Origin of the sequence: Falsiruegeria litorea R37 (genome assembly GCF_900172225.1) — a bacterium.
Lineage (GTDB): Bacteria > Pseudomonadota > Alphaproteobacteria > Rhodobacterales > Rhodobacteraceae > Falsiruegeria > Falsiruegeria litorea.
Genome location: NZ_FWFO01000001.1, coordinates 2082185 through 2100818, shown reverse-complemented (window position 1 = coordinate 2100818; position 18634 = coordinate 2082185). Strand labels below are relative to the sequence as shown.

The 18634-nt window shown below is 58.5% G+C and carries 18 protein-coding genes; 9 read left to right on the top strand and 9 right to left on the bottom strand.

The window, feature by feature from the left end; all coding sequences use genetic code 11:
- Positions 1 to 141 precede the first annotated feature (141 nt).
- From TRL7639_RS10255 to TRL7639_RS10235, 5 genes are all read right to left on the bottom strand, one after another.
- Positions 142 to 981 (bottom strand): isocitrate lyase/PEP mutase family protein, encoded by an 840-nt coding sequence (locus tag TRL7639_RS10255; RefSeq protein WP_085795579.1) that lies wholly within the window; start codon positions 979 to 981, stop codon positions 142 to 144.
- A 66-nt stretch (positions 982 to 1047) separates the two neighbouring features.
- On the bottom strand, positions 1048 to 2094 hold the full coding sequence (locus tag TRL7639_RS10250; protein ID WP_085796369.1) for a sensor histidine kinase: 1047 nt from the start codon (positions 2092 to 2094) through the stop codon (positions 1048 to 1050).
- An 85-nt stretch (positions 2095 to 2179) separates the two neighbouring features.
- Positions 2180 to 2704 (bottom strand): gamma carbonic anhydrase family protein, encoded by a 525-nt coding sequence (locus tag TRL7639_RS10245; RefSeq protein WP_085795578.1) that lies wholly within the window; start codon positions 2702 to 2704, stop codon positions 2180 to 2182.
- A complete protein-coding gene (gene gmk, locus TRL7639_RS10240) occupies positions 2701 to 3342 on the bottom strand; it encodes a guanylate kinase (RefSeq protein WP_085796368.1) in 642 nt (213 codons plus the stop codon). Before gmk ends, TRL7639_RS10245 begins: the two co-directional genes overlap by 4 nt.
- Before the next feature lie 19 nt (positions 3343 to 3361).
- Positions 3362 to 4252: a YicC/YloC family endoribonuclease gene (locus TRL7639_RS10235; RefSeq protein WP_085795577.1), complete on the bottom strand. Its 891-nt coding sequence runs from the start codon at positions 4250 to 4252 to the stop codon at positions 3362 to 3364.
- A gap of 272 nt (positions 4253 to 4524) precedes the next feature.
- Here TRL7639_RS10235 and TRL7639_RS10230 point away from each other — a divergent pair, with 272 nt between their 5' ends.
- Complete coding sequence (locus tag TRL7639_RS10230) at positions 4525 to 5202, top strand: PAS domain-containing protein (RefSeq protein ID WP_085795576.1); 678 nt, start codon at positions 4525 to 4527, stop codon at positions 5200 to 5202.
- A gap of 492 nt (positions 5203 to 5694) precedes the next feature.
- Here TRL7639_RS10230 and TRL7639_RS10225 read toward each other — a convergent pair whose 3' ends face one another.
- On the bottom strand, positions 5695 to 7065 hold the full coding sequence (locus tag TRL7639_RS10225; RefSeq protein WP_085795575.1) for a class II 3-deoxy-7-phosphoheptulonate synthase: 1371 nt from the start codon (positions 7063 to 7065) through the stop codon (positions 5695 to 5697).
- Between the two features lie 171 nt (positions 7066 to 7236).
- Here TRL7639_RS10225 and TRL7639_RS10220 point away from each other — a divergent pair, with 171 nt between their 5' ends.
- Both TRL7639_RS10220 and TRL7639_RS10215 read left to right on the top strand, forming a co-directional pair.
- The gene (locus tag TRL7639_RS10220) at positions 7237 to 8241 is read left to right on the top strand and encodes a GlxA family transcriptional regulator (protein ID WP_085795574.1); all 1005 of its coding nucleotides are present in this window, start codon (positions 7237 to 7239) and stop codon (positions 8239 to 8241) included.
- On the top strand, positions 8169 to 8750 hold the full coding sequence (locus TRL7639_RS10215) for a GNAT family N-acetyltransferase (RefSeq protein ID WP_268875834.1): 582 nt from the start codon (positions 8169 to 8171) through the stop codon (positions 8748 to 8750). Before TRL7639_RS10220 ends, TRL7639_RS10215 begins: the two co-directional genes overlap by 73 nt.
- Here TRL7639_RS10215 and TRL7639_RS10210 read toward each other — a convergent pair.
- Together TRL7639_RS10210 and TRL7639_RS10205 are read right to left on the bottom strand one after the other, a co-directional pair.
- Positions 8737 to 9150 (bottom strand): hypothetical protein, encoded by a 414-nt coding sequence (locus TRL7639_RS10210; RefSeq protein ID WP_085795572.1) that lies wholly within the window; start codon positions 9148 to 9150, stop codon positions 8737 to 8739. The genes TRL7639_RS10215 and TRL7639_RS10210 overlap by 14 nt on opposite strands.
- Before the next feature lie 31 nt (positions 9151 to 9181).
- Positions 9182 to 10279, bottom strand: coding sequence for a PQQ-dependent sugar dehydrogenase (locus TRL7639_RS10205; RefSeq protein ID WP_085796367.1), 1098 nt, complete (start codon positions 10277 to 10279; stop codon positions 9182 to 9184).
- 169 nt (positions 10280 to 10448) lie between these two features.
- Between TRL7639_RS10205 and TRL7639_RS10200 the strand changes: the two genes are divergently transcribed.
- The 5 genes from TRL7639_RS10200 (at position 10449) to TRL7639_RS10180 (ending at position 15702) form a co-directional block, all read left to right on the top strand.
- The gene (locus TRL7639_RS10200) at positions 10449 to 11645 is read left to right on the top strand and encodes an ABC transporter substrate-binding protein (protein ID WP_085795571.1); all 1197 of its coding nucleotides are present in this window, start codon (positions 10449 to 10451) and stop codon (positions 11643 to 11645) included.
- A gap of 137 nt (positions 11646 to 11782) precedes the next feature.
- Positions 11783 to 12571, top strand: coding sequence for an ABC transporter ATP-binding protein (locus TRL7639_RS10195; RefSeq protein ID WP_085796366.1), 789 nt, complete (start codon positions 11783 to 11785; stop codon positions 12569 to 12571).
- A 102-nt stretch (positions 12572 to 12673) separates the two neighbouring features.
- Positions 12674 to 13387 carry an ABC transporter ATP-binding protein gene (locus tag TRL7639_RS10190; RefSeq protein ID WP_085795570.1) on the top strand — a complete coding sequence of 238 codons (714 nt, stop codon included), beginning with the start codon at positions 12674 to 12676 and terminating at the stop codon, positions 13385 to 13387.
- A gap of 3 nt (positions 13388 to 13390) precedes the next feature.
- On the top strand, positions 13391 to 14401 hold the full coding sequence (locus tag TRL7639_RS10185; RefSeq protein ID WP_085795569.1) for a branched-chain amino acid ABC transporter permease: 1011 nt from the start codon (positions 13391 to 13393) through the stop codon (positions 14399 to 14401).
- Entirely contained in the window at positions 14398 to 15702 is a 1305-nt protein-coding gene (locus TRL7639_RS10180; RefSeq protein WP_085795568.1) for a branched-chain amino acid ABC transporter permease, read from the top strand. The genes TRL7639_RS10185 and TRL7639_RS10180 overlap by 4 nt, the downstream gene beginning before the upstream one ends.
- A 316-nt stretch (positions 15703 to 16018) precedes the next feature.
- On the opposite strand, the gene TRL7639_RS10175 is transcribed toward TRL7639_RS10180, so the two are convergent.
- The gene (locus TRL7639_RS10175; protein WP_085795567.1) at positions 16019 to 17560 is read right to left on the bottom strand and encodes a helicase HerA-like domain-containing protein; all 1542 of its coding nucleotides are present in this window, start codon (positions 17558 to 17560) and stop codon (positions 16019 to 16021) included.
- A 447-nt stretch (positions 17561 to 18007) separates the two neighbouring features.
- On the opposite strand from TRL7639_RS10175, the gene TRL7639_RS10170 reads away from it, so the two are divergent.
- Positions 18008 to 18631, top strand: a complete 624-nt coding sequence (locus tag TRL7639_RS10170) for an invasion associated locus B family protein (protein WP_085796365.1) — start codon at positions 18008 to 18010, stop codon at positions 18629 to 18631.
- Positions 18632 to 18634 lie beyond the last annotated feature (3 nt).

Below are 18634 nucleotides of genomic sequence, written 5' to 3'. Positions count from 1 at the left end.
GAGAGTATGTGGTTTGATCACCCCCATGATGATCTTGCGGCGAGTCCTAGGCCGCTTTGTTGAGGCTTTTGTGACAGGTATGTAACAGCTGTATGACAATGAACGGTTTGTGACAGTTTTTTTCTGCAATGCAGAAATGCGTCAGGCGCGGTCATCCTGCTGAGCAGACGACATCAAGGCGGCGATATCCTTGCCGGGCATGGCGGCGTCCGCATAAGAAAACGTCCCGTTTTCAATAACTTCTCGTCCCGCCCGCTCAATTGCGCCCAATGCAGCGCGGGCAAAAGAGCCGCCAACGCTCACCCGTCGCACACCCGCCTCGGCCAGTTGTGCAATTGTAAACATTGGGGGTCTCAGCCCCATGACAACGTTAACCGGCTTGTCGACTTCGTTACAAACGGATCGGATCGCATCCAGATTCGGCAATCCAGGGGCATAAAGGACATCTGCACCGGCCTCGGCGAAGGCCTGCAAACGCTGAATGGTGTCACCCAGATCTTTATGGTTCCACAAATGGTTTTCGGCCCGCGCCGTAAGAAGGAATGGCAAATCCCGGGCCGCCTCGGCTGCAGCACGCACCCTCTCAACCGCCAGTTCGAAATCAAAGATTGGAGAGTTCGCATCCCCGGTTGCATCTTCTATGGACCCGCCAACAAGACCCGCTGCCGCCGCCAAGCGTATGGTTTCGGCGCAGGCCTCAGGGTCTCGGCCAAATCCATCTTCCAGATCGGCGGTCACCGGCAGGTCTGTCGCTTTGACGATCTCGCGCGCGTTTTCCAGGATTTCAACGCGGCTCAACCCGCAGACGCCGTCCTGACGCCCCCTGGCAAAGGCATATCCCGCACTTGTAGTGGCAAGCGCAGAAAATCCGATAGCCGACAGCAGCCGTGCCGTTCCGCCATCCCAGGCATTGGCCACGACAAATGCGCCGGGCCCGTCATGCAGGTCGCAAAACCGCTGATATCTTTCTTGGATGTCCATCGTATTGCCCTCACTCAAGCTCGATTTCCAAAAGAGTGAGGCAATGAGAACAAATAGGCAACAACGTTATCGAGGCAAAATGACGGTGAACGTTGTCCCCTGCCCCAATTCGCTTTCCACGCGCATCCGTCCCCGGTGGCGGTTGATGATGTGTTTGACGATGGCGAGTCCCAATCCGGTTCCACCCAATTCCCGCGAACGATGGCTGTCGGCGCGATAAAACCGCTCTGTCAGGCGCGGCAAGTGCACGGGATCAATACCCGGTCCGTGGTCGATCACCTGAATCCGCGCCGAAGGTCCACGAACGGCCACGTCACGCTCTCTCTCTGTCAGTTTGATGTCGACGCGCCGACCACTGCCGCCGTATTTGATCGCGTTTTCGATCAAGTTGGTGAAGACCTGACGCATTTGGTCCGCGTCGCCCATTACGGCAACAGGTGTCTCAGGTGCATCCAGGTTCAACACAACACCAGCGTCATTGGCCAAGGGCCGCAAGGAATGAATGGTCGAGGTGATCTGAGCCGTCAGGTCCAGTTCTTCTTTGGGGCGCACGCGCTCTTCGCTTTCAACCCGGTTGAGCGACAGCAGATCGCCCACCAGACGGTTCATGCGGCTGGCCTCACCATCCATGATCTCTAGAAAACGGTCGCGCGCGGCGGTGTCATCACGGGCGGGTCCACGCAAGGTCTCGATAAACCCCATCAGCGCGGTGAGTGGCGTGCGCAGTTCGTGGCTGACATTGGCGACAAAATCGCGGCGCATCTGATTTGCCTGTTCCAAATGGGTGACGTCCGTGAAACTGACGACCACGGCACCGCCCTGCACCGCCCCGATTCCGCGCACATAACGACAGTGAACAACAAAGGTCGTGTCTTGGGCACCGTCATTGGACAGAAATCGCGTTTCAGCCGGGTCTTTGGTGGACAGGCTTTTTTCGATCGCCTCGATGATCTGCGGCTGACGCAGCAGCGTCGCAAAGTGCCGCCCGACGATATTCTGCCCAAACATGGCGCGCGCCACACCATTCGCGCCAATCAAACGTTCGGATTGGTCCACCAGTACAGCCGGCAGAGGGATCGCTTCTACAAAGTCAGGGATCAATTCATCGGACATGACAAAACTCATAACGTATTTAGGTCTTGCGGCACATTTTGCAGTTCAACTGTAACAACTATGCAGCAATTGCGCTGATACCCCCTCAACCTACAGGCTTCATGGTGTCGCGGAACCGCCGCATGTTCTCCTGATAGTGCAATGCGCTCAGGGTGATGCGCTGTGCGTTCGTCTCATCAATCTCGCGAACCACCTTGCCCGGCGCGCCCATGACCAGAGAATTGTCCGGGATTTCCTTGTTCTCGGTGATGAGCGCCCCGGCCCCGATCAGACAATTCTTGCCGATCTTGGCCCCGTTCAGGATGGTCGCGCCCATGCCGATCAGGGTGTTGTCGCCAATCGTGCAGCCATGCAGCATAACCTTGTGCCCGATGGTGCAGTTTTTGCCTATGGTCAGCGGGTATCCGGCGTCGATGTGCATGACGCAGTTTTCCTGCACGTTGGACCCTTCGCCCACGCGGATTTCCTCGTGATCGGCGCGAATGGTGCAGCCGAACCAAACGCTTGATCCGGCCTCGAGAACGACTTTGCCGATCAGGTTGGCGTCGGGGGCAACCCAGGTGTCTTCGTGGATTTCGGGCGCGTTATCTCCCAGGGCATAGATGGTCATGACTGCTCCTCGAATTCGGTTTGCAGGGTGCGCACGTGCCGCTGCAGCGCGGGCTGTTGGATGCGGCGCATGCGCTCTGCTTCGATAATGGTTTTCAGTTTGGCTTCGGTGTCGTCCAGATCGTCATTGATCAGGACATAGTCGTAATAGCCCCAGTGGCTGATCTCGTCCCAGCTTTTAAGCATCCGTTTGCTGATCACGTCGTCGCTGTCCTGCGCCCGGGTTTCCAGACGGCGGCGCAGCTCGCGGATCGACGGCGGCAGGATGAAAATCGACAACGCGTGTTTACCCAGATCCGAGTTGCGGATCTGGATTTCGCCCTGCCAATCGACATCGAACAGCACGTCCTGCCCTGACACGATGGTGTCGCGCACCGGACCCGCCGGCGAGCCATAGAAATTGCCGAACACATGGGCGTGCTCCAGCATCTCGCCATCCATGACCTGCTGTTTGAATTCGTCCTCGGTCTGAAAGAAGTATTCGCGGCCATGCTCTTCGCCGGGGCGCGGTTGCCGGGTGGTGGCCGAGACCGAGAATTTCAGGGTCTCGTCCCAGGCCATCAGACGGCGGGCCAAAGTGGATTTTCCCGCGCCCGAGGGCGAGGACAGAATGATCAAAAGGCCCCGGCGGTCTTGCATGGTTTGCTCTTTCGTTTCGTTATTCGACATTTTGAACCTGTTCGCGCATCTGGTCGATCACGGCTTTCAGCTCCAGCCCCACGGCGGTCAGCTCGGTGTTTTGCGATTTCGAACACAGCGTGTTGGCTTCGCGGTTGAATTCTTGCATCAGGAAATCCAGCTTACGGCCCACGGCCCCGTCCTGCGCCAGCAGATCACGCGCGGCGGCGACATGGGCTTTGAGGCGGTCGATCTCTTCGGTGACGTCCGATTTTACGGCGATCAGGGCCAGTTCCTGTGCAACACGGTCGGCATCAGCCCCGTCGGTGTTGTCCAGCACCCGAGCCAGATTGGTCTTGAGAGCCTCGGCCACCTGCGCCGTACGCGCCTCGGCCAGGTCCGCGGCCTGGGCAGTCAAGGTTTCGACCGTGTCCAGCTGAGCGGACAGGATAGCGTGCAGCGCCTGGCCTTCGGTGCTGCGCATTTGCAGAAATGCCGCGATCAGATCGGCAAACTCGGTCTTCATTTGCGCAACAAGCGGTGCAGGGTCATCATCGCCGGCGCTGACCTCGAGCATGCCGCGCAAAGCAAGCAGATCGGATGCTTTGGAGGGGGCCAGTGTCACGCCGCGTTGCATAGCACGATCTTCGATCTCGGACAGAGCGGCCAAAGCGGCATCCAAGGTTGCCGAGTTCAATTGCAATCCGCCTGTGTCCTCAGCACGGCTGACCCGCAGCGACACCGTCACGCTTCCACGCGCGACCGATTTGGGCAGACTGGCGCGCAGCGCGGCCTCGAGCCCTTCGAGCCAATCGGGAACCCGGATGCGCAGATCCAACCCCTTGGAATTCACGCTGCGTAGCTCCCAGGCCCAGCTGTGCGGGCCGCTTTCTCCGCGTGCGGATGCAAAGCCTGTCATCGATCTGATCATCTGTGTCCTACCTTGGATCGGTCCCATTGGGTGGTGGCACCTAATGCCATAGCGGGTGTCAGGGCAAGCCCCGCCAAGGCGGCGCGGTGGGTCCAACGCCGCAAAATATGGGCGACGCCGCGCCTGTTAAGAACAACTTTAGCAATGTTAACCATTCGTTAAAGATTTGCTCCAAAATTGACTCAACCCATGCCAAATTAACTTCTGGGTAACCTGTTGTGCTTCGGTCAAGATTTTGGACATCGGCGCGCAACATGAAAAGGAACTAAGGCATGCGGCGTTTTTTGGGTGACACGTTGAGTGACAAATTGGAGAAGGTGGTTTCGATGGACCGGTTTCGCAGTGGACGCAGCCTGTCTCCTCTCCGTCAGGCGGAAGCTTATTGGTCCGCCTTGCGTACCGATGAGGATGTTCCCTTGCGGTCGGCCATCGACCCGCGCGGTTTGGAAAACATCCTTCCATATGCATTCATTCTGGAACGCATTGCGCCGGGTATCGCCCGTTTTCGCCTGGCCGGTCAGCACCTGACAGAACTTACGGGAATGGAAGTGCGCGGCATGCCCCTGACCGCTATGTTCACCGGCGCGGCCCGCGCCGAAGTTGGTGCCGTTCTTGAACATATGTTCGACACCCCTGCCGTGGCCGAACTGGACCTGATCGCCGAACGTCGCTTTGCACTTAGCCCGCTAGAGGCACGGATGGTCCTTCTGCCGCTCAAAAGCGATTTTGGCGACACCAGCCGGGCATTGGGTGTTGTTGTCGCCGAAGGGGAACTGAGCAAGCGGACCTCGCACAGCTTTGATGTCGCGCGCTCGCGGTTGCGCAACCTGTGTGGCGAGCAGACAATCCCCCCCGTCGTCGAGCAGGAAACACAGGGCTTTGCCGAGGAAGAATCCGAATTCCAGGCCGCGCCACACCTGCGTTTAGTTGCCTCTCGCGATGAGATGTGAGGGTAAAGTGGGCAATACGCCCATTGAGTGACGTTATGCATCGCCAAACTGGAAAGCTGATATCAAGCACTCCGTGGACTGGATGAAACCCTGACCGGTGATAGTGGAAACGATACATGAGCGGGAAATGAGAACGACACGGATCTCTTGATCGGTCGTAAAGGGGGATGACCAGTTCCATTTGGAGGCTGGCAACATGGTGACGGTGCAAGCTCACTGCGCGTCGATAAGGTCGAGGATCTGAACCCTGATGGCGCGACCAACCTGTCTCTTGGGGTCTTCAGCACCGACGATACAGGCGAAGAGTTCAGGTATGATCTCGAACGGGATGTTGCCGACAAGAGCCGTCTAAGCGATCAGATGAGCGCACTCTACGCTTACAGCGGAACTTAAGGTTTCGCGCCCTAAAGCGCATAAGCTTACGCTATGTTTTTGCCAACGAAAAAGGGCGGAGCCTAGGCCCCGCCCTGCATGTCATTCGCTCTGCTGGATTTAGCCTGCAGCGCGGGCTTCGCGATCCAGACGGAGTTTCGACAGCTCTTCGGCCACCAGGAACGCCAATTCCAGCGACTGGCTGGCGTTCAGGCGCGGATCGCAAGCCGTGTGATAGCGGTCGCTCAAATCCTCGTCTGTCACGGCGCGGACGCCACCGGTGCATTCGGTTACGTCCTGGCCGGTCATCTCGAAATGCACGCCACCGGGTATGGTGCCTTCGGCGGAATGCACACCAAAGAAGTCGCGCACCTCGCGCAGAACCGAGTCGAACGGGCGCGTTTTGTAACCGGTCGAAGATTTGATCGTGTTGCCGTGCATCGGATCACAGACCCAGGTCACATTGGCCCCTTCCTCTTTCACGGCTTTGATCAGACGCGGCAGATGCTCGCCCACGTTGCCTGCCCCAAAGCGTGCGATCAGGGTCAAACGCCCCTCTTCGTTTTCGGGGTTCAGCTTGGCCATCAGCACCTTGAGGTCTTCGGCTGTGGTGGTCGGGCCGCATTTCAGACCGATGGGGTTCAGAACACCACTGCAGAATTCGACGTGTGCACCGTCTGGCTGACGGGTGCGGTCGCCGATCCAGATCATGTGGCCAGAACCTGCCAGCCAATTGCCGGATGTCGAATCAAGACGGGTCAATGCCTCTTCATATTCCAGCAGCAGGCTTTCATGGCTGGTGTAGAACTCAACCGTCGAGAACTCGTGCATGGTGTCCGAATTGATGCCGGCAGCTGCCATGAAATCGATGCTGTCCTGGATGCGGTTGGCGATCTCGGAATACTTTTGCACTTCCTGATCATCGGTAAAGCCCAGGGTCCAGGAATGCACACGCTTCATGTCGGCAAAACCACCGGTCGAAAAAGCCCGGAGCAGGTTCAGCGTTGCGGCAGCCTGTGTATAGGCCTGCAGCATCTTCTTGGGATCGGGAATGCGCGCCTCGGGCGTGAAGGCCAGCTCGTTGATGATGTCACCACGGTAGCTGGGCAGCTCGACGCCATCCACCACCTCGGTCGGGGCCGAACGCGGTTTGGCGAATTGGCCCGCCATGCGGCCCACTTTGACCACCGGCACTTTGGCGCCATAGGTTAGCACCATCGCCATCTGCAGCATCACTTTGAACGTGTCGCGAATCCCGTCCGCGCTGAATTGCTCAAAGCTTTCGGCGCAATCGCCGCCCTGCAGCAGAAAAGCCTCGCCGCGCGCGGCAGCACCCAGTTGTTGCTTGAGGGTCCGGGCCTCTCCTGCAAACACCAGCGGCGGATAGTTCGAAAGCTGTGACTCGACTGCGGCCAGGGCCGCGGCATCGGTATAGTCGGGCATCTGAACCCGCGGTTTGGTGCGCCAGTTCTGTTTTTGCCACTCACTCATAGCTCTAATCTCCGCTAAGGTATTCTCAGGGGGCCTCTATACAAAATGCGGGGATGAGAGGCCATATGCGATTTGCGGCTCTTGACGAGAGAATTAAGCTCTGAGCATGGTGCTTAATGCGTCGCAATACACATCCACCCACCGACGCCCGCGAATAAGGAATGCTGAGCCATGCAAGAGCAACGCCAAGTTGTCGAAGTGGACACCGATCAGACCAAGCCAAAACGGTTCGTCTTTGTCCTTTTGGACAAGTTTTCGATGCTGTCCTTCGCCTCGGCGCTCGACAGTCTTAGGATCGCAAACCGAATGTCGAACAAAGAGCTATACAGCTGGATCTTGTTGGGCGAAGGCGGTGATGTGGTCAGCTGTTCTGCGGGGACCACGTTCAAGCTGGACGATGATCTGATCGAGTTGGCGCGCGACGACGTTATTCTGCTGTGCGGCGGCGTCGATGTGCAAATCTCCACGACCAAGAAGGTGTTGAACTGGCTGCGCCGCGAGGCCCGCAAGGGGCTCAAGATCGCGGGGCTGTGCACCGGGGCCTATACGATGGCAAAGGCCGGTCTGTTGGATGGCAAGAAAGCAACGATCCATTGGGAGAACGCCGACAGCTTTGCCGAAGAGTTCGACGAGGTCGAGCTGACGAAATCGGTCTTCCTGCTTGAGGGCAACCGGATGACCACTGCGGGTGGCACCTCGTCCATCGACTTGATGCTCAAGGTGATTGCCGAAAATCACGGCGAAGAGCTGGCAAATGCCGTTGCGGATCAGATGATCTATTCCTCGATCCGGACCGACCAGGACACGCAACGCCTGTCGACGCCAACGCGAATCGGTGTGCGTCACCCAAAGCTGAGCCAGGTCATCCAGATGATGGAAAAGAACATCGAGGAACCGATCAGCCCCTCGATCCTGGCCAAGGATGTGGGCATGTCCACCCGGCAGCTGGAACGCCTGTTCCGCCGCTACCTGAACCGCTCTCCCAAGCGCTATTACATGGAACTGCGCCTGCAAAAGGCACGCAACCTGCTAATGCAGACTGATATGAGCGTGATCAATGTGGCACTGGCTTGCGGCTTTGCCTCGCCTTCGCATTTTTCGAAATGCTACCGCGCGCACTACAACACCACGCCCTACCGCGAACGCGGGGCGCAGGCCTCGCGCCTGTCGGTGTGATCGAAACACCCAGACTGTTACTAAGGCCTGCGCGGGCTGAAGATTTGGGAGATATCCACAAGGTGTTTTCCGATCCCCAAGCCATGCGCTATTGGGATCGGCCGCCATATGAGGACATCACCGTCACGGCAAAGCTGTTGTCGGGCCTGATGAACCAAGACCCCGAAACCAGTTTCGACCTGGTAGTCGAGCTGGATGGTGTCTGTATCGGTAAGGCTGGTATGTGGCGAACGCCCGAGATCGGCTACATCCTACACCCAGATCATTGGGGCAAAGGGTTGGCGTTCGAGGCCTTGTCGGCCTTTCTGCCGCGCGCATTTGAGCGATTTGATCGCGAGCTTGTCTTCAAGGCCGAATGTGACCCACGCAATCTTGCCTCTGGTGCGCTACTTAGAAAGCTCGGGTTTCGCAGGACGCGCCAGGAAAAAGCCAACTTTGGTTATGGTGACGTCGAGTGGTGCGATACTGATTATTATGAGTTTATACGGCCCGAACTCAGAATTTGCTGAAGATCTTTTCCGAGTTGGTGTTCAGATTGAACTTGAGCACGATCAGGTCATCGTCCGTCTGATGCAGGAACGCGTAGAAATAGACATAGCTGGTGCGGTCGTTCCAATAGGTCCGCATTTCCTGGCTGAAACCATTGCCCAGATCGACCTTTTTGATCAGGGCCGTCCCGGTGAAATCAAATGGCATCGCATTCAACAACTGGCCATTGACCCCTCGCATCTGTTCCGGCGTGTATTCATCCTTGCCCCCCATGTTGGAGATCAGCGGGATAAAGTCGCGGCTCATGATCTTGTCGTCGATAAAGCGCACATAGGCGTCATAGCTGTCGAACCGGCTGTCTTCGGCCCAGGCGAACACGGGACACAGAAGCAGGGCCAGCACAAAGGAAATTCGTTTCATATCAATACCCCCTCGACAATGATGGGTTATGTTAGCGTGCGGGCGTCATCCGGTAAACGGCGCCCTGCCCGACCGAGATGTACCAGATCGCGCCATCCGGGGCCTCGACAATGTCGCGAACGCGCTCGGTCTGAGGCCCTTTGATCTGTTCGACCTCGCGCACGTTGCCACCGTCCAGGCGCGAGATGTAGTCGAATTTCAGTGAACCCACAAAAAGATCGCCGCGCCATGCGGGCCAGAGCTTGCCGGAATAAACCATCAGTCCCGATGGCGCGATCGACGGATCCCAATAATGTTTGGGCTGCTCCATGCCGGGTTTTGACGTCCCTTCGCCGATCTTGCCGCCGGAATAGTGGACACCATAGGAAATCACCGGCCAGCCATAGTTTGCGCCTTTGCGCACAAGGTTGACCTCATCCCCGCCTTTTGCGCCGTGTTCGGATGTCCATAGCTGTCCCCTCGCGTCCAAACCGGCCCCTTGCGGATTGCGGTGGCCATAGGACCAGATCTCGGGGCGGATGCCCGCCTGGCCCACAAACGGATTGTCGCGCGGCACGGTCCCATTACGGTTGACCCGCACAATGGTTCCATTGTGGTTCGATCTGTCTTGCGCCGATGGCCGATCACCCCGATCCCCGATGGTGACAAACAGCGTCCCATCGCGCCCCTCGACCACGCGGCTGCCAAAGTGTCGCCCGCCCGAGCCGCCTGTTGCGGCCTCAAAGATCGTGCGTACATTGGTCAGCCTGCGACCGTTGGCATCCAGCTTGGCCACCGCCAGAGCGGTGCCCGCGCCGCCCCGCTGCCGTTTGGAATAGGTCAGAAATATCTCGCGCGTGCGTGCGAAATCGCGCGCGATGGTGACGTCCAGCAACCCACCCTGTCCGCGCGCGAAAACCTTGGGCACGCCCGAGAGTTTGGTGGTTTGTCCGTCCTGCACCAACAGCAGATCACCGTCACGCTCGGTGACAAGAAAGCCGCCCGTTGGCAGAACCCCGATGGCCCAAGGTGTGTCCAGCCCGCCAATCATCTGGGTCAGCTGCACGGCACCCGCCCGCGTGTTCAACGTCTGTGCCAGCAAGGGCTGTGCCAAACCCATGATCAGCAGAATCGCGCCCCTTATCCACATACCCGGCACCTCCGTTTTGGCGAACTCACCTCTCAATTTGGTGCAAAAAATACCCAAACCAAACAGGATCGCCACGCAAAAACGCGTTATCGTTAGGACTTTTCTTTTTTGCAGAGCTTGCCTAGGGTCGATCACAGAACGATCACGTTCCAACTAGGGAGTTAACCATATGAAAAAGCTGCTCACCGCAACTGCGGCAACGGCGCTGATGGCAACCACTGCAATGGCAGGCGGTCACGCCAAAGAAGTCAAACTGGGTATCATCTTCGGCTTTACCGGCCCGATTGAATCGCTGACCCCGCCGATGGCGGCGGCTGCCGAACTGGCGATGAAAGAAGCCACCGACAGCGGCCTGCTGCTGGACGCGGCCAAGGTCACCCCGATCCGGGCTGACTCGACCTGCATCGACTCGGGCGCAGCGACCGCGGCAGCCGAGCGTCTGATCACATCCGATGGCGTGAACGGCATCGTGGGCGGCGACTGCTCGGGCGTCACCGGTGCGATCCTGTCGAACGTTGCCCTGCCCAACGGCATGGTCATGATCTCGCCGTCGGCCACATCGCCTGCACTGTCGACCGCCGAAGACAACGGCCTGTTCTTCCGCACCGCGCCGTCGGATGCCCGTCAGGGCGTCGTGATGACCGAAGTTCTGATGGAACAGGGCGTCAAAGAGGTCGCGCTGACCTACACCAACAACGACTACGGCAAGGGTCTGGCAGACAGCTTCCAAGGCGCATTTGAAGCCGCGGGCGGCACCGTGACCATCTCGGCCGCACACGAAGACGGCAAAGCCGACTATTCGGCCGAAGTTGGCGCACTGGCAGCCGCGGGTGGCGAAAAGCTGGTGATCGCGGGCTACGTCGACCAGGGTGGTTCGGGCGTGATGCGCGCCGCACTCGACTCGGGCGCGTTTGACAGCTTCCACTTCCCCGATGGCATGTATGGCGCCAAGCTGGAAGAGAACTTTGGCTCAGAGATCGATGGCTCGACCGGTCAGCTGCCGGGCACCGACAGCCCTGGCGCAGGCACCATGGTCGAAATGGGCGAGGCCAACGGTTTTGACGGCACATCGTCGTTTGTGGGTGAATCCTATGACGCCGCAGCCCTGATCATGCTGGCCATGCAGGCTGCAAACTCCAGCGCACCGGGCGATTATGCCGGCAAGGTAATGGATGTTGCCAACGCACCGGGCGAAAAGATCTATCCGGGTGAGCTGGCCAAGGCGCTGCAGATCCTGAAGGACGGCGGCGAAGTCGACTATGTCGGCGCGACAGCTGTTGAGCTGATCGGCGGCGGCGAGTCGGCGGGCAACTATCGCCAGTACGAAATCAAGGACGGCAAAATCACCACTGTCAAATTCCGCTGATGCGGCAATGACTTGATAGAATTGACCAGCCCGGACCTTGTGTCCGGGCTGTTTCAATGACAGAAGGCCGCACCTCAAAATCGGATGAGGCCAACAAAAAAGGGGTCCGCGCCAAAAAACAGCGGACGGGGGAAAACATGATCGTCGTCGAAGACGTGCATAAGCACTTTGGCGGATTCCGGGCGGTGGATGGTGCATCGCTTGAAATCGCCGAGGGTTCCATCACTGGGCTGATCGGCCCGAACGGAGCCGGAAAGACCACACTGTTCAACGTAATCGCAGGTGTCCTGCCGCCCACAAGCGGCAAGGTGACCATGGCGGGTGAGGACATCACCGGCCTGCCGCCGCATGAGCTGTTTCACAAGGGGCTGCTGCGGACGTTTCAGATCGCGCATGAGTTCAGCTCGATGTCGTGCCGCGAGAACCTGATGATGGTTCCGGGCGCGCAATCGGGCGAGCAGCTGTGGAACACCTGGTTCGGCCGCAAACGCATCGCAAATGAAGAGCGCGCATTGCGCGCCAAGGCCGATGAGGTGCTGGAGTTCCTGACCATCGAACATCTGGCTGACCACAAGGCGGGTCAGGTTTCGGGCGGTCAGAAGAAGCTGCTGGAACTGGGCCGGACCATGATGGTCGACGCCAAGATCGTCTTTCTCGACGAGGTTGGGGCCGGCGTGAACCGCACGCTCCTGATGACCATCGGCGACACCATCCTGCGCCTGAACAAGGAACGCGGATACACTTTCGTCGTCATCGAACACGACATGGATTTCATCGGCAAGATCTGTGGCCCCGTTATCTGTATGGCCGAGGGCAAGGTTCTGGCCGAGGGCTCGCTGGGCGAAATCAAGGCCAACGAGCAGGTGATCGAGGCCTATCTGGGCACCGGTCTGAAGAACAAGGATCAGTTGGAGCAGGCGCAATGATAGGGACTGTGAACGACTGGCCTGGTGCCAAGGGGCAAGGCTGGGGGCGCTGCCCCCAGACCCCCGGGAGATTTCTGGCAAGAGGAAAAGGGGGCTTGGATCATGTCTGAACCCTTTCTGATTGGCGACACGATGACCGGCGGCTACGGCAAGGGGCCGGACATCCTGCATGAGTGCACCATCGCGGTGAACCCCGGCGAGATCGCTGTCATCGTCGGCCCCAACGGGGCTGGTAAGTCGACGGCAATGAAGGCCGTCTTTGGCATGCTCGACGTCCGTCAGGGCGCGGTGCGTCTGGATGGCGAAGACATCACCAAGCTCAGCCCGCAGGACCGCGTGGTCAAGGGCATGGGCTTTGTGCCGCAGACCTCAAACATCTTCACTTCGATGACGGTCGAAGAGAACCTTGAGATGGGCGCCTTCATCCGCACCGACGATATCCGGGACACGATGGAGCAGGTCTATACCCTGTTCCCGATCCTGCGCGACAAGCGCCATCAGGCAGCCGGAGAGCTGTCGGGCGGTCAGCGTCAGCAGGTGGCCGTGGGGCGCGCGCTGATGACCCAACCCAAAGTTCTGATGCTGGACGAACCCACCGCGGGTGTCTCGCCCATCGTCATGGACGAATTGTTCGACCGCATCATCGAGGTCAGCCGCACTGGCATTCCGATCCTGATGGTCGAACAGAACGCCCGCCAGGCGCTGGAAATCGCTGACAAGGGATACGTCCTGGTCCAGGGCCGCAACGCCTATACCGGCACCGGGAAAGAGCTGCTGGCCGATCCCGAAGTCCGCAAATCATTCCTGGGGGGCTAACTGATGGATTTCCTCAACGCCCTCGTGGCGCTTTCCAACTTTGTGCTGGTCCCAGCGATCGCCTATGGCAGCCAATTGGCCCTGGGTGCGCTTGGGGTCACGCTGATCTATGGCATCTTGCGGTTCTCGAACTTTGCCCATGGGGACACCATGGCGTTTGGCGCGATGATCACCGTTCTGGTGACCTGGTGGATGCAAAGCATCGGGATCAGCTTTGGTCCGCTGCCGACCGCCCTGCTCGCCCTGCCGTTTGGCATCTTGGGCACCATGTTGTTGGTGCTGTTCACTGACCGCGTGGTGTACAAGTTCTATCGTGAGCAAAAGGCCAAACCGGTGATCCTGGTGATCGTGTCGATGGGCGTCATGTTCATCATGAACGGTCTGGTGCGCTTCGTCATCGGCCCCGGAGATCAACGCTTTGCCGACGGCGAACGCTTCATCATCTCGGCGCGGGATTTCAAAACCATGACCGGGCTGAAGGAAGGGTTGGCGATCAAGACCACACAAGGGATCACCGTTGTGGTCGCGATAATCTGCGTGATCGCGCTGTTCTGGTTCCTCAACCGCACCCGCACGGGTAAATCGATGCGGGCCTATTCGGACAACGAGGATCTGGCGCTTTTGTCGGGCATCAACCCCGAGCGTGTGGTCATGTACACATGGCTGATCGTGGCTGCTTTGGCAGCGACGGCCGGTGTGCTCTATGGTCTCGACAAATCATTCAAGCCGTTTGTCTATTTCCAGCTGCTGCTGCCCATCTTTGCTTCGGCCATCGTCGGTGGTCTGGGCAACCCGCTGGGGGCGATTGCGGGTGGCTTTGTCATCGCCTTTTCAGAAGTGACGATCACCTATGCCTGGAAGAAGGTGGCGAAATACATGCTGCCTGAAAGCCTGGAACCCTCGGGCCTCGCCCAACTGCTCAGCACAGATTACAAGTTCGCGGTCAGTTTCGTGATCCTGCTTATCGTGCTGCTCTTCAAGCCAACCGGTCTGTTCAAGGGGAAAGCGGTATGAACGAGACGCTTAAAAATACCGGCCTCTTTGCGATTGTCGGCGGTCTGATCATCGCGACGGGTTTCATGCAAAGCTGGAACTCGGCGATCCTGATCATCAACATGGGTCTGATCTCGGCCATCATGGCCATTGGTGTGAACCTGCAATGGGGCTTTGCCGGCCTCTTCAACGTGGGTGTCATGGGTTTTGTGGCGCTAGGCGGTCTGGCCGTGGTGCTGATCGCTGGGGATTACAGCCCCGAGGCCTGGAGTGCCGGCGGTTTCGGCATCGTTCTGGCCCTTTTGCTTGGGGCGGCCACGGTGACGGCGGCAGTCATGATCTCAAAGAAGATGGCCAAAGGTCGCGCCCGGACACTTGCCATGCTGGCGGTTCTGATCGGCGGCTTTGTCGTCTATCGCGCGGTCTTTGATCCGAATGTCGCAGCGGTCGAGGCGATCAATCCTGCCGCTGCGGGCAACATCGGCGGCCTTGGCTTGCCGGTTCTGCTGGCTTGGCCTGCGGGCGGTCTGTTGGCGGCAGGCGCCGCTTGGCTGATTGGCAAGACGGCCCTTGGTCTGCGTTCGGACTATCTGGCGATTGCGACGCTGGGGATCGCCGAGATCATCATCGCCGTGCTCAAGAACGAGGATTGGTTGGCGCGCGGCGTGAAAAACGTCATCGGTCTGCCCCGCCCGGTTCCTTATGAGATCGATCTGCAGAATGATCCCGCCTTTGTGGAACGGGCTGCAGGCATGGGGCTGGACCCGGTGATGGCATCGACGCTCTACGTCAAGCTTGGATACTCGGTTCTGTTCATGATGGTCCTGCTGGTTCTGCTCTGGATGGCGCAGATGGCGCTCAAAAGTCCCTGGGGTCGCATGATGCGCGCGATCCGCGACAATGAGGTCGCGGCCGAGGCCATGGGTAAGGACGTCACCCGCCGTCACCTGCAGATCTTTGTTTTGGGCTCTGCAGTCTGCGGCATTGCAGGTGCGATGATGACCACGCTGGACGGTCAGTTGACGCCGGGCACATACAACCCGCTGCGGTTCACCTTCCTTGTCTGGGTCATGGTGATCGTTGGCGGGTCTGGTAACAACTTTGGCGCCGTCTTGGGCGCGATGCTGATCTGGTTCCTTTGGGTGCAGGTCGAACCGCTTGGCATCTGGGTGATGGAGTTGGTGACTTCCGGAATGGCCGAGGACAGCGCCTTGCGCGACCACCTTCTGGACAGTGCCGCGCACATGCGATTGCTGACCATGGGGGTCATTCTTCTTTTGGTGCTCAGGTTCAGCCCACGTGGATTGATCCCCGAGAAATGATCGGATTGAAGTGAACAAGAAACGCCGCCCTTAGAGGCGGCGTTTCGCATTTTGGATTTGCAGAAATGCTCTTTTGATCTCAGAAACACTCCCGTGCCCGAGCAGACCTGATTGCGTCAGCCCCGCCAACGGCCTTGGGCCGAGCGCCGGGCTATGCCCGGCGCGGTCTCGCTTGGGCCAATTGTTTCGCCACAAACACCGACCGCCGAGCGAAGCGAGGCCCGGCCCAACGGGAGGATGTTTTTCGTCAGAAAAATTGACGACGGGCGGGAGGGCTCCCGTTTCTTGCAATCCGCTCGTGTTGTCGGATCACGGGTCATCGACCCTTAAAGAAACTCCCAAGAATGCCACGCACGATGCGGCGGCCGGTTGTACCTTTTAGCTCTTTGATCACGGCCTCCCCCATAGCGCTGGCGAAGGTGTCTTTCTTGCGGGTGTAGCGTGAGGATGACCGGCTGACGCGTGATCCAGAATACCGACGGGCGGCAGAGTATTCGCGTTGCATCATCGGTTGATCTTCTTCCTCGGCCTCGGCGGCTTCGGCCGCTTTCGCGGCCTGCTCGGCGCGTTTGGACAGAATTTCGAACGCCGAGTTTCGATCCAGGAGGGTGTCATACTTTCCCCCAAGATCCGAAGCCGCCAGATGCGCCTTGCGATCGGCCTTGGTGATCGGCCCCAATTGCGAAGATGGTGGCCGGATCAGAGTGCGCTCGACGATCCCCGGCACGCCCTTCTTCTGCAACATCGAGGTCACGGCCTCGCCCACGCCAACCTCGCGAATGGCTTCTTCGGTGTCGAACGTGGGGTTTTCGCGATAGGTTTCTGCCGCAAGCCGCAGGTTCTTGCGGTCCTTGGCGGTGAAGGCCCGCAAGGCGTGTTGGATTCGGTTGCCGAGCTGGCCCAGGATATCTTCGGGCACATCAGCTGGGTTTTGCGTGATGAAATAAACGCCGACGCCCTTGGACCGGATCAGACGCGCCACCTGTTCAACCTTATCGACGAGCACTTTGGGCGCATCATCAAACAGCAGATGCGCCTCGTCAAAGAAGAACACCAGCTTGGGTTTGTCTGGATCACCCACTTCGGGCAGTTCCTCGAACAGCTCGCTGAGCAGCCAGAGCAGGAAAGTCGCATAAAGACCTGGCGCCGCCATCAGCTTGTCCGAGGCCAGAATGTTCACCATCCCGCGCCCTTGGTCATCTGTGCGCATCAGATCCTTCAGTTCCAGCGCGGGTTCACCAAACAGCTTGGACGCGCCCTGGTTTTCGATCACCAGAAGACGGCGCTGGATTGCCCCGATCGAGGCGGTTGAAACGTTACCATACCGAAGCGACAGCTGCGCGCGGTTTTCTCCAATCCAGACCAACAGCGCCTGCAGATCCTTGAGGTCCAACAACGGCAAGCCGTCTTCATCTGCCAGCCGGAAGGCAATATTCAGGATACCTTCTTGCGCCTCGCTCAACTCAAGCAAACGTGACAGAAGCAGCGGCCCCATCTCGGTCACAGTGGTGCGCACCGGATGGCCCTGTTCCCCAAACAGATCCCAAAAGGTCACCGGACTGGCGCGATAGGCAAAATCAGTAAAGCCGATGGTCGCTGCCCGCTGGGTAAACGGATTGTGAAGCTTGTGCTCGGGCGTACCGGACTTGGCCAACCCCGACAAATCGCCTTTGACGTCGGCCAGAAACACCGGCACACCGGCCTCCGAGAAGCCCTCGGCCAGGATCTGCAACGTCACGGTTTTCCCGGTCCCAGTGGCCCCGGCAATCAACCCGTGCCGATTGGCGTACTTCAACGACAGCCCCTGCGGGTCGCCATAATTTTCGCCACCGCCACCCAAAAAAACCTTGCCGTCCATTAAGTTATGCCTCGTTTTACATCGTTTCGCTGCAAGCATACAAAGTTAACCTTTGCCTGCCATAGTTCTTTCTTGTCTGGGGCTCGTAACTTTCTTTGGGGTCTTGGACACCTTCCTCCCTGTTAGACTGGCCGTGCCTTCGGGCACGGCATTTTTTGATGGCCTGGCCGGGAATCCGCCTGCATTGCGGGTCTGCTCAAAAAAATCTGGTCTTAACTGTTGACCGATGCGGTCCCAATTCGTAACGTCTGGCCAATAACTAAGTCGGCCAGTCCGACGGGGAGCAAAATGTGAAAAGGAGACCCTTATGTGGTCTCCTTTTTTCATGTTTGCGCAGCTTTGCGCAGGTTCGGCATTCAATGCAAAATATCCGTTCGTTTGGCACTGACAGCCAAAGCAAGGCGTGATAGATCGTCCCCAAGGCAGTACTGAATGTATGAGGCGATCATGTTCAAATCCATTTTCGGCCTGAGCTCTGTTACCGCGCTGTTGATTGCAACCGCTGCGACCGCTCAGGACACCACAACAGAAGAAACCAAACCTGAAACAGAGCAGACCGGGGCCGTTGAAGGGTCAGAGGCCCTGGATCTAGGTCAGCCCGTGTCCGACGGACCCAAACTGGGCGAACGTTATTCCAAGGAAAAGTTCGGCGATTGGGATCTGGCCTGCATCAAGACCGACGAAGAACAAGACCCTTGTTCGCTGTTGCAAGTGATGACTGACCCACAAAACAACCCGATGGCTGAGATTTCACTGTTCCGACTGGCCGGCAATCAGGCCGCGGTGGCAGGGGCAACCATTGTGGTTCCTCTGGAAACGCTCCTTCCGGCGCAGTTGACTGTTGCGATCGATGGTGCACCCGGCAAACGCTACAACTACTCGTTCTGCAACCCGATCGGGTGTGTGGCTCAGATCGGCCTGACGCAGACAGACATCGATGCGATGAAAAAAGGCGCCAAGGCGACCGTGTCTCTGGTACCTGCACCGGCACCAGATCAGACCATCAGCCTGGACCTGTCTTTGACTGGGTTTACGGCCGGCTTCGACGTTGTGGATGTTGTCACCAACTGATTG